Here is an 18705-nt window from a genome sequence, read left to right as displayed (position 1 = left end):
TTGATCACCTACACATTTCAGTGTTAAAAATTATATATATTGCACAAAAAGCAGATATAATAATTGTAATATATTGTCAAGGAAAAGGCTATATATTTTTTCAGCATTTTGGAGATTTGGGGTACCGCACTGTTATGGTTCTCGTTAAATCATGATTCTCGTTAAATCATGGATTCCGGCTATTATGTTTTTTAGATCATGGGCACTTTACAATTATGATCCTGTCGCCTGTCTTTATGTCTCCCTCCCCAAGATTGTTCATCTTAATTATGGAGTCCACGCTGGAGTAATAGGTTCTGGCAAGATTATAAACCGTATCCCCCTCCTTCACCACGTAACCTGTGATTCCCGGAACGGCAGCCTTCTTATCCATATCCACCGGCAGGATCTTCGTATCGGTAATAAGACTGCAGCTATTCCTTGCAAATGCTGTAACGTCCATTGCCACCACGCATTTGATCTCAACCTCGTCATTATTTATAAGGTCAGCAGTAATGGCATCCACCCCGGGAGTGATTCTTACGGAGTCATCATCCTTAAGCTGCACCGTTTCCACATTGTAGGTGTAAGGAAGCACCGCCTCTATCTGGAAGATCGGCCTTGTGTCATCATTTGACACATAGACTATATATGCCCTGACGGCTCCCGATATCTCAATGTGGTCATCCATAAGCTTAACACTGTCTATATCGCAATCCCCACACACAAAAAGTATCTGGAGTATGCCCGGTGCACTGCTCTTAAGCCGTTCCTTTCTGGTGATCTTGGTTCTGGCATTGTTCTTGACCCTCAGGGTCTCATACCGGAACTCCTCCCTTACAGGCTCTATATTTGCCGTACCGGAGAACATATCCTCAAGGATATTTATATCCCTGTCCTCATAAACCCTGGCTTCCGCCGCAAGGTTATATTCAACATATATTATCCTGTCCTCGCCGTCGGAATCCTGCTTCACGGTCACATTGCCCTTTCCCGGCGTTACAAAGCCGTCAAGGATCATGTCCTCATACACACCCGGACACTCTATGCTGCTGTTTATCTCCTTTGTGACATTGACAAATGACAGCGGGGTTCCCTCTTCTTCTCCCTTATAAATTGCAAACAGCTCCATCTCGAAGCTTACACTGATACTGCCGTTCATTGGCTTCATGTCAAATTTCCTGAAGGATACCTCATCCCAGATAAGCCGGTTTATATTAGGCTTTGAAGCAGGAAGCTGTATCTCTTCCTTGACCTTGATCATATCCTTGCAGCTTGTGACCATATTGGTACAAGAAAACTTCTTATAACAGCAGGATATACCGGAGGCATTTGCCACGTCCACTGCCGCCTCTATTGACGCCCTGTCATATACTGCAAGCTTCATACCCACCAGTCCCCGGACCTCAATCTTCCTGCTATTGATGACGGTTATGTACAGATCCTCAAGGGTGTATGTTCCATCCACCCGGTCTCCCGGCTTTATCTCTTCATGAGGATCCTCAACAACCACACTTTCCTCAAAGGGGATCTCGCTCTCAAAGCACACCACAGGAACATCACCCTTATCACTGTCACTGTCCTCTTCCCCGGAGGCACTCTGGTATAAGATCTTGAACACCACGATTCCGCTTACAACTATACGGCCTTCTAACACATCTGTGTTCTCCACTATAACATTTCCCCGGCTCATTATGACCTTATCCACATCTTCCCTTGAATCAGGTATATTGAAATCATCATCTATAGTGAACTGAATATATTTTGACGCCTTAAGTATACTGGTAGTAAGCCTGTTCTTCGTTAATTCCACTTGATCCCACTCCTTATTTATTATTTGCCTGTACGGCTGTCTGCTGCATGAAAATATTCGTCTGATAAAATTATATGTGCCGCCTGCCGGTTCTATGACACAAAAGCCTACGGCATTACCTGTTTCATATATTCCATTTTCCGAAGCTTTCTCCATCGGAACACCATCTATCGGAACACCACCGGAAGCATGGTGCGTTCTATCCTCACAACCACTACGGGACAGGTCATGGTCCCGGAATCCGTGGCAGTGGCAATGGAACGGAGTACACTCTTTATATAGATTGCATTTTCATCCTTATATACCTTATCCACGTCTATCCTTATGTTATCATGATCTCTTCTTCCTGCCCCTATGACGATATAGGTGTAATCGTTGTTGGTATAAGTAATCTTAAACTCCTGCTCCCGCTTGTCATCAACTATATTCTTAAGCTCATCAGGCATAAGCCCCTCCTCGCAGATATCGTAGCTCACATCATTTCCCTTGTCTGACATGGTATAGACATTACATCCACATAAAAGAAAACAGCAGGATATAAACAATCCTGCTGTCATTATCTTAAGGTAAAAATATACTGCTCTTAATTTTTTCTGCATATTACCTCTTAATTATTTTAAAAATTTTCCGGCTTTAAACATTTCCTGCTGCAAAGCCTCATTTACAAGCTGCTCCCTATTACTGTTCTTCCTCTTTCTGATCCTTCTCTACAAGGATTCCAAGCTCCTTAAGCTGAATATCATCCACAGGGCTAGGTGCGTCTGTAAGAAGACATGAAGCGTCTTTAATCTTAGGGAATGCAATAACGTCACGAATAGAATCCTGCTTAGCCATAAGCATTGCAAGTCTGTCCAGACCGTATGCAAGTCCTGCGTGAGGTGGTACTCCGTACTTGAATGCATCAAGAAGGAAACCAAATCTCTCATATGCCTGCTCCTTTGTGAATCCAAGGCACTCGAACATCTTCTCCTGTATATCATCCTGGTGTATTCTCACTGAACCGCCACCGATCTCATTTCCGTTTAATACGATATCGTATGCCTTTGCACGTACTCTGCCCGGATCAGAATCAATATACTGGAGATCCTCCTCCATAGGCATTGTAAATGGATGGTGCATAGCCTGATATCTTCCAAGCTCATCTGACCACTCAAGAAGTGGGAACTCTGTGATCCATACAAACTTGAACACGTTCTTGTCAAGAAGTCCCATCTGTTCTGCAAGGTGACATCTCAGTGCTCCAAGAGTATCCCATACAACCTTATTCTTGTCAGACACGAAGAGAAGCAGGTCTCCCGGCTTACCCTCCATAGCTGCAACTATGTTGCTCATCTCATCCTCTGTCATAAACTTGGCAAATGATGACTTAAGACTTCCGTCTTCTCCTATAGCAATATATGCAAGACCCTTTGCTCCGTATGTCTTGGCATACTCAACCAGAGCATCAATCTTCTTTCTTGGAAGCGAGCCCTGTCCCTCTGCATTGATACCGCGGACTGAACCGCCTGCTGCAATGGCATTTGTAAATACTCCGAAGCCGCAATCCTTAACTACATCGCTGATATCATGAAGCTCCATGCCAAATCTCAAGTCAGGCTTATCCGAACCGAATCTGTCCATGCCCTCCTGCCATGTCATACGCTTGATAGGAAGCTCAACATCCACGTCAAGAACCTCCTTGAAGAGCTTGGCAAGAAGTCGCTCATTTACATCAATAACATCATCAATATCCACAAAAGAAAGCTCCATATCCATCTGTGTGAATTCAGGCTGTCTGTCGGCACGAAGATCCTCATCTCTGAAACATCTTGCGATCTGGAAATATCTGTCGTAGCCTGAGCACATAAGAAGCTGCTTGAAGAGCTGTGGCGACTGTGGAAGTGCATAGAACTCTCCCGGATGCACACGGCTTGGTACAAGGTAATCTCTTGCACCCTCAGGTGTTGACTTACATAACATAGGTGTCTCTATCTCAAGGAAGCCCTCATCAGCCATGAACTGTCTGGCAATGGTTGCCACTTTACTTCTGAGCATAAGGTTTCTCTGGAGGTCAGGACGTCTTAAGTCAAGGTATCTGTACTTAAGTCTGATCTCTTCCTTTGTCTTGCTGTTCTCCTCGATTGGGAATGGAGGTGTCTCTGCCTCAGAAAGTATTCTGAGACTTGAAGCTATAACCTCAATATCACCTGTTGCCAGATTCTTGTTGACAGCACCTGCACGGAGCTCAACTGTTCCCTCTATTGCCACAACAAACTCTGAACGAAGCTTTGACGCCTTCTCGAAGCATTCACTTCCGCACTTTGTCTCTTCAAATATTATCTGAAGGATACCACTTCTGTCTCTGAGGTCCACGAAGATGATGCCACCCTTATTTCTGCTTTTCTGTACCCAGCCCATTACAGTAACCTTCTGACCTGCAAGAGAGCTGCTTACCTCTGTACATCTGTGACTTCTCTTAAGTCCCTTCATTGTCTCTGCCATTTTTATATTTCCTCCTTGGCAATATATTTTATATATTAACCTATTTATTATCTCTATATATTTTTATAACTTTTTCTGAAAATAATCAATAGAAAAGCTTACATTATTTCACTCCATGCCTTGTCATAGTTGTTCTTGCTATGGATTATGTCCTGTATCTCCCGGACAACATCCGTAGTATTCACAAGCTCCATGAACACCAGGAATATCTTCATGTCAAAATGTCTCACCTCATCAATGACCATTCTCATAGCTGTCTCCGCGTCAAATGCCTTTCTGTAGGATCTGTCGCTGACAAGAGCCGTGAACACGTCACATATCCTTATTATCCTTGAGCCTATAGGTATGGATTCACCGCTCATCCTGAAAGGATATCCGGAGCCGTCATAATTCTCATGATGATAGAGGACCATATCCGTGATCTCCTTATCATATCCCTGCTTCACAAGGATATCGCTTCCAAGTCTTGCATGAAGTCTCACATACCTCATTTCCTCGATCCTCATGGAATCCTCTTTTCTTCCGTTTATATAAGGGGTAATCTTCATCTTACCTATATCGTGGAGCATGCCTGCCATGGCGATCTTATTCACCGTCTCATCATCAAGCCCCACAGCCCTTGCAAGTCTTGAGGCCAGTATACTTACACATACTCCATGCTTTATGGCGTCCTCCAGATCATCCCTGTAGTAATCCTTATTCTCGTTATTTCCGTAACTGTCACGTTTTCTGTCTATCATTTCATCAATCCTTGAGATGTACTCATCAACATTCTTAACATTCTCTGTACGTTCTATTCTGAATGGCTTCTCAGAACCCTCAGGATTTTTCTTTATGAGCTTACAGGAGCTTCCTGCACCTATTCCAACTATGTCCGTTATCTCTTCCATTATGAGGATATTGTACAGACACTCAAGTCCCTCTGCGGCATAGCCTACATTTTCAAGGTTTCCTGCCATATTCTTCTGCCTGTACAGGTAATATGGATTAAGTCCCATTCTTGCGGCACATTCATTTACCAGCTTAAGCTGTGTGTCCACATCTGTCTTGAGACTGTCCTTGTATTCGTCCATCCTTGCCTTAAGATTTGCAGCCCTCTTTATGGCGAGAGTGTGTACCGTAAGGCTCTCCGGAGCCAGCTCCTCCACCTGCTTAAGTGTGTTCTCCACAAGACCGGCGTCCTCCCCGGGAAGTCCCACTATAAGATCCATGTTTATATTGTCAAAACCCTCAATCCTTGCCTGGCGGAACGCCTCCACTGTCTGATCTGCAGTATGTGCCCTTCCTATGGTCTTAAGGGTTTCATCATTCATGGTCTGCGGATTTATGCTTATCCTTGTGACGCCGTGGCTTTTAAGAACCTTAAGCTTATCTGCCGTTGTGCTGTCAGGTCTTCCTGCCTCAACCGTATATTCCATGACCGACGCTGTATCGAAGTGCTTCTCTATCATGGTACATAATCTGTCCATATCACCTGCACTTATGGAGGATGGGGTTCCACCGCCTACATATATGGATACCAGCTTTCTGTCCCTGTAATGTTCAGCCGTAACCGCCATTTCCTTATCCATGGCATCAAGATATTCACCCACCTTATCCTTATACACTCCTATAGGATACGAGGTAAATGAACAATACAGACACCTTGTAGGGCAAAACGGTATTCCTACATACAGACAATATGGTCTGTCCCCACGGGACATTACCTGATCTATAAGTCTCCTCTCACGTCTGGCAATATCAACACACATCTGCGCCTTATGGCTGTCTGCGCTGTATTCATCCCTGTAACGGGCTACTATCTCTTCGTCAGTCATGCCCTGCTCCACCATCGCCATGGCGATCTTGGTAGGTCTGACGCCTGTAAGAGTTCCCCACGGAAGCTCTCTTCCCGCAAGCTCTGTGAGCATTCCATACATCTTAAGCTTCATAGGATTTCTTACCGCTTCCCTGTCTGTATAATCACATGCCATGAAAGCCGAAGATCTGATATTTTGATTCTGTTCGTTCCCGGCTTCCGATACAGCTCCTGATACAGTCTCCGGAATATCCCTCCGGTCAATCGTATCTCCCGGAATTTCCTCCGGCACAAATCCATCGTAGACCTTCATGTCTATGCCCGTCTCATCACATCTAAAGGCAAACGTCATGAACACCTCCTGCTTCGCCGTATCCAAAAGATCGGGCGTCCTCGCAAGGCTGTCATGATTGATTATCTTGTGGGAGGGATAAAATGCCTGCAGCATGACCCTTATATCATTGTTGTAAATTTCTGTATTCTGTATTAGATAAATCATAATTTATTCAAAATCCATCTTTAAACTATTTATATTGCACCTCTCATTAACACCAAATATCCAATGCCCGATATGATGTACTAAAAGAATGGATTATACTTCTTCTCTCTTCCGATCTTAGTTGACTCTCCGTGTCCCGGATAAACCACTGTGTCCTCAGGAAGCACAAGGATCTTCTCTGACACGTTATCAATAAGTGCCTGGGCATTACCTGTAGGGAAATCTGACCTTCCAACGCTGCCTTTAAATAAAGTATCTCCTGTAAATACTATATTGCTTTCAGGGAAATAATAGCACATGCCTCCGGCTGTATGTCCCGGAACGCTCAAACATTTTACTGTAGTGCCAAGTATCTTAACCTCGTCTCCATCCTTAAGGTATATGTCTGCATCCACTGTAATAGGTTTTCCGAACATGGCGGAGAGATTGCCCTTTACACTGTTAAGTACAGGCTTCTCTTCTTCAGAGGCATAACACTTCACACCGGTTGCCTTTCTCACATCCTCAAGGGCACCTATATGATCCATGTGTCCATGGGTAAGGAATATTGCCACGCAGTTAAAGTTCTCCTGCTTAAGGGTATCTAATATATACTGGGGATCGTAGGCAGGATCTATGACTACTGCCTCCCTGGTCTCAGGATTTACCACCATATAGCAATTTGTCTGAAAGCCACCCAGTTCACTGGTTACTACTATTAATTTTACCATTTATATTAACCTGCTGTCCTTTCGATATCTATAATACTGTCCACATTTCTAATCTTTGAGATTATGGAGTTAAGCTGCTCCTTTGACTTGATCTCAAAAGAAATAGTGATAGTCGCCTTACCCTGCTTACTGGTCCGGCTGTTTACGCTGTTCACGTTAATATTTGCCTCGCTTAAGATCTTGGTAATATCAAAGAGTATTCCGTTCCTGTCATCGGCATATATGTTTATCTCAGTCATATATGTGTTGGCCTCAACGGCATTTTCCTGCCATTCTGCATCTATTATCCTGGCTCTGTCCGCCTCGCTCATACACAGCACATTTATACAATCAGTCCTGTGAATGGAAATTCCTCGGCCTCTGGTGATGAATCCCACGATCTCGTCTCCCGGAACAGGAGAACAGCACTTGGAGAAACGCACTGCCACATCATCCACGCCCTTGACCACGATACCACCCTGGCCATGGGTACGGTTCATCTTCTTCTGGCTGTACTCTTCGATTATGTCCTCATTTGCAAGGGCTTCCTTCTGATCCTTATTGTACTCCTCAATAAGCTTGTTTATTACCTGGCCTTCCTTTATTCCACCGTGACCTATGGCAGCCATAACAGAATCCCAGTCCTGGAAATTGTACTTCTTTAATATCTTCTCTATATACTCAGGCTTATTGTACTTGGCGAAATCAATGCCCTTGGACTTGCAGTAGCCAAGTATAAGCTCACGTCCGCGACTGATATTCTCATCCTTGAACTGGTGCTTGAACCACTGATTTATCTTGGTCTTTGCCTGGGTTGACTTCACTATGTTAAGCCAGTCTCTTGATGGTCCCGCAGAGTTCTGGGAAGTAATGATCTCAACTCTGTCACCATTTGAAAGCTTGGTGTCAATAGGCACCTGTCTTCCGTTTATCCTCGCTCCCACCATCTTGTTACCTACAGCAGTATGGATGGCGTAAGCGAAATCAATAGGAGTGGAACCGCTAGGCAGGTTCTTAACATCGCCGGCAGGGGTGAAACAATACACATGCTCAGCGAACAGGTCAAGGTCTGTCTTAACGAAGTTCATGAACTCCTTATTATCATCTGTATCTCTCTGCCACTCAAGGATCTGGCGGAGCCATGACAGCTTCTCCTCTTCTTTCTGCATTACTGTACCGGAGATGTTCTCCTTGTATTTCCAATGGGCAGCAATACCATATTCGGCAGTTCTGTGCATTTCATAGGTACGGATCTGGATCTCAAATGGCTGACCCTCAGGTCCGATAAGGGTTGTATGGAGAGACTGGTACATATTCGGCTTAGGCATGGCAATATAATCCTTGAATCTGCCAGGTATAGGCTTGTACATTTCATGAATTATTCCGAGAGCCGAGTAACAGTCTCTCACTGTCTCTACCTTGATACGCACTGCAAATATATCATAGATCTGGTCAAGAGTCTTATTCTGGTTCTTCATCTTCTTGTAGATGCTGAAGAAGTGCTTTACCCTTCCGTCGATCTCAGCCTCAAGCCCTGCGTTATCTATATGCTTCTTAACATCCGCAACGATCCTCTTGATATATGCTTCTCTCTCCACAAGTCTGTCATCGATCTGCTTCTTAAGGTCTGCATATACCTCAGGCATAAGGTAACTCATGGAAAGGTCATCCAGCTCAACCTTGATCTTACTGATACCTAATCTGTGGGCGATAGGTGCATATATATCCATAGTCTCCCTTGCCTTCTCGATCTGCTTGGCAGGGGTCTGGTACTGCAATGTACGAAGATTGTGAAGTCTGTCTGCAAGCTTTATAAGGATTACTCTTATATCCTTTGCCATGGACAGGAACATCTTACGAAGATTTTCAGCCTGTACCTCTATCTTATCTGTTGTCATCTTCAACCGTGTCAGCTTTGTTACACCTTCCACAAGAAAAGCAACCTCTTCCGAGAATTCCTTTGCAATCTCCTCAGAGGTCATGACAGTATCCTCCACCACATCATGAAGTATACCTGCAACAATTGTCTCCTTATCAAGCTCCAGCTCAGCAAGGATTATAGCCACACACAGCGGGTGCATGATGTAAGGCTCTCCGGACTTCCTTAGCTGACCCTCATGGGCCTTACTGGCAACCTTATAGGCCTTCTCGATCATAGAGATATCCGTAGAAGGATGATAGGTGCGGATCTTGTCAATAAGATCCTTATATAACTCCTCCGGTGGGGTGAAATCCGCCGGTGTCGAAAGCTCTATATCCCTCTTTTTCTGCTTTGAATCACTATTCTTTTCTCCAAGTATTTCTGCTATGTTATCCATACAATCACCACTTTTCGCTATTTCGTCAGTAAATGTCTTATTATCTGATCATCTTCAGATCCGGTCAACAGACTGCTCTGTCATTCATTGCCAGATATGTCCGGAGCTTACTCACCGTCAAATTTAACCAGTGAGTCAATGTCATATTTTGAAAGTCTCTCACGACCCTTAAGGTCTGTAAGCTCAATAAGGAAGATCATCTTAACAACCACGCCCCCAAGCTTCTCAACCAGCTTGGCTGCTGCCTCGATAGTCCCTCCTGTTGCAATAAGGTCATCCACCAGAACTACCTTCTGTCCCGGCTTAATGGAATCCTTATGCATTTCTATGGTAGCACTGCCATACTCAAGATCATAACTCATCTCAACTGTCTCTCTGGGCAGCTTACCCTTCTTTCTTACAAGGACAAATCCCTTGCCGTTCTTGTATGCGATAGGTGCACCAAATATAAATCCTCTTGACTCTGCTCCTGCGATAACGTCATAATCAACACCATCAAGCATTGCTGACATATCATCAATAGCAATCTGAAGTCCCTTAGGATCTTCAATAACGCTGGTCACATCTCTGAAAATAATTCCGGGCTGTGGAAAATCAGGAATACTCTTAATATACTTTTCTACATCACTCATTGATATATACCTCGCTCTCAATTTTTCTATGAAGTATGCTTTCTGTAGGCAAGAGGCATTATCTGGATACTGGCTCTTCCTGCAAATTCATTTATATTTGGGTAATACGCAATATCCAATACCACATTATTGGACAATCCCTTAAACATTTTATCACATTCACTCTGTCCAAACCACTCTTTTATGTTAGAAATGATAACATCCGGGGTAAAATCTACGGCTTCTATGGTACCTCCGTTGTCCATTGCCAGTGAAAACCTAAGCACATTCTTATTTCTTCCCATTATCACCGCCTTTTTCACCCTTACCCCGCTCTGGGCGAATACCGGTTTCTCATTTCCCTTTCCAAATGGCTCAAGCACCGACAGCTCATTTACCAGCTTCTGGGTAATATATGAAAACGGCATAGGCACGTCTATCCTAAGCTTCGGAGTGAGCACCTCCTCTCCCATGGTGCTGTTTCGGTTGAGATTTCTCTTTAGGCTGTTGAAATTCTCTGCCTTTATAGAAAATCCCGCTGCCATCTCATGGCCTCCGAACTTGACGAACAGGTCTGACTCCTTATTTATCTCGTCGTACATATTGTAGCCTTCTATGGAACGCCCGGAGCCCTTCATGATACCCGGTTCCTCACTGTCAGTAAAGAGCAGCACCGGTCTGTAATATTTCTCCTTTATACGTCCCGCCACAATACCCACAAGACTTTCATGGAGACCCGGTATGTATATGACGAATACATCATCCTCAAGGGACGGCACCTCTATATTATATCTATTACCCTCTGTCTCCGGGGACAGAGCTTCTATGTTGTTTCTATTATCATCTGCCCCATTGGACAAAACTTCTATGTTGTTTCTATTATCATCTGCCCCATTGGACGGAGCTTCTATGTTGTTTCTATTATCATCTGCCCCATTGGACAGAGCTTCTATATTGTTTCTATTGCCCTCTGTCTCTGGGAATATATTCTGTGTGTCGGCATTTTGTGTCCATACATCAAAGCAGGTTCCTGCATATATGGAGGTATCACCCTGGTCAATAAGCTTCATGGCGATCTCCGTTCCCTTTACGGTCATATCCTTACGCTCGTTATTTATGTTTATAAGCTCCACCGCTCTGGTCTCAGCTACAAATGAATCCTCCTCCAAAAGAAATTCAAGGCTTGTTCTGGCGTCATCCAGTCTTCCCGCCGCATTGATACACGGACCTATGATAAAGCCCAGATGAAATGAGCTTATCCTGTCTGCAATACCGCTGTTCCTTATAAGAGCCGCCAGTCCCTTATTGCTGCTGTGTCTCAGCCGCTTAAGAGCAAGCTTCACAAACACCCTGTTCTCGTCCACTAAATTCATAACATCACACACCGTGGCTATACCAAGGTACTCTATATATTCCATGACTTCTTTTTCGGGAATACCGGACATTCTGAACAGCAGCTGAATAAACTTAAATGCCACTCCCGCCCCACACAATTCCTTACATGGGTACTGGCAGTCCGGCTGTTTGTGGTCAATGACCGCGTCCGCAGGAACTATTTTGTATTTTCTTGTTGTGCCACCTGAATTTGTTGTGTTATATGATTTTGTTGTATCATCCGAATTTGCTGTATTACCCGAATTTGCTGTATCACCCGAATTTGCTGTATTACCCGGCTCAACATCCGTGTCCGGCACAATATCATATGGAACATCATGATGGTCTGTGACAATAATTGTCATGCCCAGCTCCTTGGCACGTTCCACTGCCGGAAATGCCGCAATGCCATTATCGCAGGTTATTATGGTATCTATACCCTCTGCGTATGCCTTGTCCACCATTCTCACATTTATTCCATATCCATCCGTAATCCTGTGAGGGATATCATAGTCTATGTAAGGGACTATCCTGTTCTTCCGGTTTTCATGATCTTGGTGGCTTTCAAGGTCTTCTGAATTTTCCTGACTTCTCCGGTCTTCACAGCTTTCTGAATTTTCCTGATTTCTCCGGTCTTCACAGCTTTCTGAATTTTCCTGATTTCTCCAGTCTTCACAGCTTTCTGAATTTTCCTGATTTCTCCGGTCTTCACAGCTTTTTGAATTTTCCTGATTTCTCCGGTCTTCCTGGATTTCCCGGCTTACCTTCTTATATACCTTAAGAAGACCCTTGTAGAGGATATAATTTGAAGTCACTCCGTCCACATCATAGTCCGATATGATCCTGATCTTCTTTCCTTTTCTCATCTTATCCAGCATGATCCGGCAGCCCTTTGTCATATCCTTCATAAGGGATGGTTCATGTGCCATGCTCATATCTTCATTCAGATACATTTCTATAGCCTCATCGCCTATTATGTCCCTGTTTCTGATGACTCTTGCCGTAACCGGATCTATATTAAATCTCTTTGCATTGGCGAAGAAGTCTGCTCTCTTGCCATACACTGTCCATTTCGTATCATATTTTGTATATCTGGCCATTCTTCCTCCTGCTGTAGTATCTTTTTTTTATCTTGAACATCCAGGTCATATTTTTTTGCTTTTCTTGACCCGCTTTCAAAATTTGCATTTTTAAGTCACTTTTTTCTTTGACTTTTCTTGACCTGTTTTCAAGATTTGCATTTTTAAGTCACTTTTTTCTTTGACTTTTCTTGACCTGTTTTCAAGATTTGCATTTTCAGGTCAATTTTTTCTTTGACTTTTCTTGACCTGTTTTCAAGATTTGCATTTTCAGGTCAATTTTCAACCCAGTTTTCCTTGACCTACATCATCAATATTGATTTTCAGGTCATTTTTCAACCAGGTTTTCCTTGACCTACATCATCAATATTGATTTTCAGGTCAATTTTCAACCCGGTTTTCCTTGACCTACATCATCAATATTGATTTTCAGGTCATTTTTTAACCCGGTTTTCCTTGACCTACATCATAAATATTGATTTTCAGGTCACTTTTCAACCCGGTTTTCCTTGACCTACATCATCAATATTGATTTTCAAGTCATTTTTCAACCCAGTTTTCCTTGACCTACATCATCAATATTGATTTTCAGGTCAATTTTCAACCCAGTTTTCCTTGACCTATTTTCAAAATTTGCATTTTCAGGTCATTTTTCAACCCGGTTTCCCTTGACCCACATCATCAATATCGATTTTCAGGTCACATTCCCAATACAAGCGTGCCGATTCTCATCCTTCTTCAGAAAAAGGCTCAGGAAGAATATTCCCAAGCCTTTTCCGGTATCAACAAGTCAGTGACTGCCGGAATGTTTTATCTCCAGGCTCCGGTCACATCCAAGTGATGATCTTTATTCATTTGCAGCCTTCTTCTTACCAAGCTTTGTCTTCATGAAATACCACAGTGGACCTGTGATACATACTGATGAATAAGCACCTATTACGATACCAGCCATAAGAGTAAGGGCAAATTCTTTAATTGAAGCAACACCCATGATATAAAGCACGAATACCATTACAAACGTTGTAAGGGATGTGTATATGGATCTTGTAAATGTCTGGTTTATTGAAGCATTTACAATTTCCTTATAGTTGTACTGCTTTGTACCCATAAGTGAGACATTCTCTCTTATACGGTCGAATATGATGATGGTTGCATTTATTGAGTAACCTACTATTGTAAGCATACATGCGATACATGTGTTACCAACTGAAAGTCTCAGAAGGATATATACCACGAATACCATTGCAACATCGTGGACAAGTGCCATAACCGCACTGGCACCGAACTTAACATCCTTAAATCTTATAGCAATGTAGATGAGCATAAGGATTGTTGCAAGAACAACTGACATGATAGCGTTCTTGGTCATGGCACCACTGACAGAACCACTGATGTTATCTGCCTGCTTGATAGTACCATTTACACCGGCAAGGGCTTTCTCAACCTTAGGCATCTGTGAATCATCGCCATTGTCTGTAAGCTCAACCGTCTTGAACACGATCTCATTTGTACCTGCTACAGTCTGTACTGAAATATCAGCCTCGCTTATTCCTGCTGCCTCTGCAATTACAGGAACGATGGTGTGCTCTGCCTCTGAAAGAGTATAGTTCTTGTCAAACTCTGCTGTGATACTTGTACCACCTGCGAAGTCTGTGCTAAGGTTAAGGGCACTTCCCTTAGTCTTTGCAAATACAGGCATCATGCAGAAGCCTGCAATAATAATAACCAAAGATATAATTCCGCAGAACTTGCCAGCCTTAACATAATTGGTCTTTCCTGCCTGCTTTGCCTTACCGAACAGCTTAGGATTGTCTAAGCCGAGAGCAATAAGGGCATTAAGAAGATACTGTGTAACCACAAGGGCTGTGATTACCGAAAGTATGATACCTATTGCAAGAGTCTTGGCAAATCCCTTGATAGTACCTGTACCAAATATAAGAAGTACAACTGCTGCAATAAGTGTTGTTACGTTACCATCTATAATAGCTGAAAGAGCCTTATGGAAGCCCTTGTCTACTGCCTGCTTAACTGTTGCACCTGCCCCAAGCTCCTCCTTTATTCGGGTGAAGATTACGACATTCGCGTCAACCGCCATACCTATTGAAAGTATGATACCTGCAATACCCGGAAGGGTAAGAGTTATATTAAAGTAGTTAAGTGTAAGCATTACAAGTAATGTATAAAGTACAAGTGCCAGTGAAGCAACCACACCAGGAAGTCTGTATATTACTATCATAATGATGAATACAAGGAATATACCGATTATACCTGCCTTGACAGATGTTGCTATAGCATCTGTACCAAGTGTAGCACCTACTATATTTGAACGAACCTGCTTAAGTGTAAGCGGAAGTGCACCGATACGGATAGTTGTGGCAAGGCTCTCAGCCTCATCATAAGATCCAATCTTGTTGATAACCGCATTTCCGTCAGTGATTGCTGACTGAACTGTAGGAGCACTTACAACCTCGTTATCATAAACAATGTATACGACCTTTCCTACATTCGCACTTGTAACGTCGCCGAACTTCTTGGCTCCCTCTGTTGTAAATGTAAGAGCAACCTCATTGTCACTACCTGTCTCTGTATCAACAATCTTTGCCTCAGCACCCTTGATATCATTTCCGTCAAGAGCAGCCTCATAATCCTTGCCCTGTGACCACAGTGTGTAGTTGTCAGGATCAAGGAACTCAAGCTTACCTTCTACGCTTAACTTCTCAAGGATCTCCTCAGCATTTGTAACACCAGGGATCTCACAGGTGATATTACCGTTTCCCTCTTGATAAACTGAGTACTCATTTGAGTATGCGTCAATACGCTTCTCAAGCTTGAACTTGGTATCATCAACATCTGCATCAGAATATTTTTCATCCTGAATTTCGTAGGTAACACTCAGACCACCCTTAAGGTCAAGTCCAAGATTAATGTACTTGATAAGTCCCCTGTCACCTATACCGAAGAATCCGGTGAATACCGCCAGACCCAGCAACAGTATAAATGCAATTATCACAAGTACCGCATTACGCTTTGCTTTCTTCATCTTTGTTCTCCTTTATTCTTAATTATCTTCCTTCTCAGCCTCGTAGTCCGCCATGGCAGCCTTGATCATAATAGCACATTCGATACGCTTCTTCTGAAGCTCACATCCGATATCGTATGCGTCAAGGATATTTCCATGGAATTTGTATGAGTTGGCCGCACATCCGCCACTGCAGTAAAATCTTGCAAAGCAGTCCTTACACTTGTCCTTTGCATAGACATTACACAGCTTGAACTCATCAACGATCTCCTGCTTCTTAATGCCCTCAAATACATTTCCAATGCAGAAATCGTCTTCACCTACGAACTGATGACACGGATAGAGATCCCCCCATGGCGTAACAGCCATATATTCCGTTCCCGAACCGCATCCTGAAAGCCTCTTGGCAACACAAGGGCCGCCGGTAAGATCGATCATAAAGTGGAAGAAGTTGAATCCCCTGCCCTCTTTATTTCTCTTGATCATTTCCTTTGCAAGCAAGTCATACTGCTCCTTAAGGAATGGGATATCCTCTTCCTTTATCGCATACGGCTCATCCGGAAGTGATACCACCGGCTCAATGGATATCTGATCAAATCCAAGATCTGCCATATGAAGCACATCCTTAGCGAAGTCCAGATTATTATGAGTGTATGTACCTCTCACATAATAACTTCTGTTTCCACGCTTCTTGGCAAATTCCTGAAACTTAGGAAGCAGTATATCATAGCTTCCCTTACCGTTTCTGGTAGGTCTCATGTAATCATGTACCTCTTTTCTTCCATCGATACTTAAGACTACATTTGCCATTTCTTTATTTGCAAATTCCATTATCTCGTCATTTAAAAGTATTCCGTTGGTAGTAAGTGTGAAACGGAACTTCTTGTCGTATTTCTCTTCAAGGCTTCTGCCGTACTCAACGGTCTTCTTCACCACGTCCCAGTTCATGAGAGGCTCACCTCCGAAGAAGTCCACCTCGAGATTTCTTCTGAAACCTGAATTGGCAACCAGGAAATCAAGAGATTTCTTTGCTACCTCAAGGGACATGAGTGCCCTGTCTCCATGATATTCGCCCTCACCTGCGAAGCAATATCTGCAGGCAAGATTACAGTCATGGGCTATATGAAGGCACAATGCCTTTACAACTGTCTTTCTCTTCTTAAAATCTATAATATAATCTTTGTATTCATCAGGGGCAAATAATGTGCCGTCTTCCACAAGACCTGTAACCTCATCATAAGCCTCACTTACCTCAGCTCTGTCGTAGCTGCTTAACTTGTCAAGGACCTCTTCCTTTGTATGTCCCTCGTACTCTGCGATGATATCATACACAAGGTCGTCCACTACATGTACAGAACCACTGCATACATCAAGTACTATATTATAACCATTATTTTTGTACTGATGAACCAATATTGTTCTCCTTAATCGTTTTTTTCCCATACACGCCAAAAAGGACTGTCATCAGACGGTCCCCTTTAGCTGTACCTGGTCAGTCTTATTAGTATAATTACTTGTTCTCAACATTCTCACAGCTCTGGTTTCCAACTGTGCATGATGTCTTACAAGCTGACTGGCATGATGTCTGGCATTCGCCACATCCGCCCTTAACCATTGTATTCTTCATTGTCTTATTTGTGAGTGTCTTTATTCTCTGCATGAGTATACCTCTCCTTTTTAATTCATATTGTTTGTATTCTAACACATACTTTATGAAAGTAAAAGTATTTTTTTATCATGTATCAAATATTATAGCCGTCTTCCCTGATATTCAGCTTTCTTCAGCCCAGCATGTGTCATTCGGTTTTCTTCAGCCCAGCATGCCACCCAGAGTTCCTCCCGCCATGCAAAGCAGCAGGGATGTAATGCCGTTTACCGAAAACAGACTCACTCCTCCGTGATTTGCAATTGATACGATAATTATAATGCAGGCATATATCGTACCTATTATCAGCCCCCACAGGAACTTCCTCTCCTTTATGAGCTTTCCTCCGGTGATGCCCCCTGCAAATGCTGACAGCACATATATAAGTATGACAAACAGATCAATGATCCCGGATGAGCAGTTAAACTTATACACGACAAATGCCGATATCAGCAACAGCAGCAGGCTGGCGGCCAGTGCCACACCACAGGATATCATTATGTACGAGACCTTCTTCACGATCACCAATTCCTTTCTATTCCATATATCCGGAAGGGAACATTGTTAATTAAGTATATGCGGCATCCCCGGTGTTCATGATATGTCAGATCTTTTTTATTATATATCTGTACTCTGTTGTGTCTTTCTGTTGTGTTTTTCTGTTATCTGTATATATTTCCGGGAAGTCCCGTCTTAAAACAGTTCCAGAATCTCTTTAATGTTGTAACAGGTCTTGTCGGTTCTCTCATTTGTGGTATCGTTTGGCTTTATAAGGTCAACCACCATAACTGTGCAGAGTCCGGCGTCGCTGGCAGAGATAACACCATTTACAGAGTCCTCCACTGCCACTGCCCTGTCAGGAGACACCTTAAGCTTCTCACATGCCTTAAGGTAAATGTCCGGGTGAGGCTTACCCTTCTCTATCTCGTCACCACACACAGTCTCGTCAAAGAAGTCGATGAGTCCTGTTCTGGTAAGCCTGTCCACCGCCTTCTGTCTGTCGGTAGATGTGGCAAGTGCCATTTTCACTCCACGCCTCTTAAGCTCAGTGAGGGTTGATACCACATTCGACTTAAGGTCTATGCCATGCTCATCTATATATTCCTGGAACATATCCATGGTCTTCTTCCTGAATGGGATATAGTCGAAATCCTCTCCAAGATATTCCTTCACCACCAGGGCATTTGTGGCTCTTGTTCCACCTGCAAGCCTGTCGCATACTGCCTTCATCTGCTGGGCGGTAAGTCCCTCGCTCATTCCATTCATGGTCCAGCACTGTCTGTACACCTTCTCTGTATCGGTCAGTACACCATCCATATCAAAAACCACCGCATTATATGGGGGATTCATATTGTTCACTGTCTTTTTCCTCCTTTACTTAACATCAGCCCATTTGAAAT

At 43.3% G+C, this 18705-nt stretch carries 13 protein-coding genes; all 13 read right to left on the bottom strand.

The genetic code is table 11. The features are described 5' to 3' along the window. Window positions 1–196: 196 nt before the first annotated feature. Window positions 197–1948, bottom strand: a complete 1752-nt coding sequence (locus tag DXB54_RS02295) for a DUF3794 and LysM peptidoglycan-binding domain-containing protein (protein WP_243104725.1) — start codon at window positions 1946–1948, stop codon at window positions 197–199. 11 nt (window positions 1949–1959) lie between these two features. Next, complete coding sequence (locus tag DXB54_RS02290) at window positions 1960–2391, bottom strand: protease complex subunit PrcB family protein (RefSeq protein ID WP_118694109.1); 432 nt, start codon at window positions 2389–2391, stop codon at window positions 1960–1962. Between the two features lie 79 nt (window positions 2392–2470). Then, on the bottom strand, window positions 2471–4273 hold the full coding sequence (gene aspS, locus DXB54_RS02285; protein ID WP_021938447.1) for an aspartate--tRNA ligase: 1803 nt from the start codon (window positions 4271–4273) through the stop codon (window positions 2471–2473). A gap of 98 nt (window positions 4274–4371) precedes the next feature. Next, window positions 4372–6570: a coproporphyrinogen dehydrogenase HemZ gene (gene hemZ, locus DXB54_RS02280; RefSeq protein ID WP_158578160.1), complete on the bottom strand. Its 2199-nt coding sequence runs from the start codon at window positions 6568–6570 to the stop codon at window positions 4372–4374. Between the two features lie 80 nt (window positions 6571–6650). Beyond that, entirely contained in the window at window positions 6651–7280 is a 630-nt protein-coding gene (locus tag DXB54_RS02275; protein ID WP_118694108.1) for an MBL fold metallo-hydrolase, read from the bottom strand. Window positions 7281–7285: 5 nt separating this feature from the next. Then, a complete protein-coding gene (locus tag DXB54_RS02270) occupies window positions 7286–9577 on the bottom strand; it encodes a RelA/SpoT family protein (RefSeq protein WP_118694107.1) in 2292 nt (763 codons plus the stop codon). A 107-nt stretch (window positions 9578–9684) separates the two neighbouring features. Then, window positions 9685–10209, bottom strand: coding sequence for an adenine phosphoribosyltransferase (locus tag DXB54_RS02265; RefSeq protein ID WP_021938443.1), 525 nt, complete (start codon window positions 10207–10209; stop codon window positions 9685–9687). Between the two features lie 26 nt (window positions 10210–10235). Next, window positions 10236–12662, bottom strand: a complete 2427-nt coding sequence (locus DXB54_RS11920; RefSeq protein WP_118694106.1) for a single-stranded-DNA-specific exonuclease RecJ — start codon at window positions 12660–12662, stop codon at window positions 10236–10238. A gap of 826 nt (window positions 12663–13488) precedes the next feature. After that, entirely contained in the window at window positions 13489–15681 is a 2193-nt protein-coding gene (gene secD / locus DXB54_RS02255; protein WP_118694105.1) for a protein translocase subunit SecD, read from the bottom strand. Between the two features lie 18 nt (window positions 15682–15699). Beyond that, window positions 15700–17073: a thioether cross-link-forming SCIFF peptide maturase gene (gene scfB / locus DXB54_RS02250; RefSeq protein WP_021938042.1), complete on the bottom strand. Its 1374-nt coding sequence runs from the start codon at window positions 17071–17073 to the stop codon at window positions 15700–15702. A gap of 97 nt (window positions 17074–17170) precedes the next feature. Continuing rightward, window positions 17171–17320, bottom strand: coding sequence for a six-cysteine ranthipeptide SCIFF (gene scfA, locus DXB54_RS02245; RefSeq protein ID WP_021938041.1), 150 nt, complete (start codon window positions 17318–17320; stop codon window positions 17171–17173). Window positions 17321–17470: 150 nt separating this feature from the next. Continuing rightward, complete coding sequence (locus DXB54_RS02240; RefSeq protein ID WP_147361001.1) at window positions 17471–17824, bottom strand: TIGR04086 family membrane protein; 354 nt, start codon at window positions 17822–17824, stop codon at window positions 17471–17473. A 174-nt stretch (window positions 17825–17998) separates the two neighbouring features. Next, window positions 17999–18655: an HAD family hydrolase gene (locus DXB54_RS02235; RefSeq protein WP_118694489.1), complete on the bottom strand. Its 657-nt coding sequence runs from the start codon at window positions 18653–18655 to the stop codon at window positions 17999–18001. Window positions 18656–18705: the final 50 nt, after the last annotated feature.

The sequence above is a fragment of the Coprococcus sp. OM04-5BH genome (assembly GCF_003482105.1).
Lineage (GTDB): Bacteria > Bacillota > Clostridia > Lachnospirales > Lachnospiraceae > Coprococcus.
This window is presented reverse-complemented; position numbering and strand designations above follow the sequence as displayed.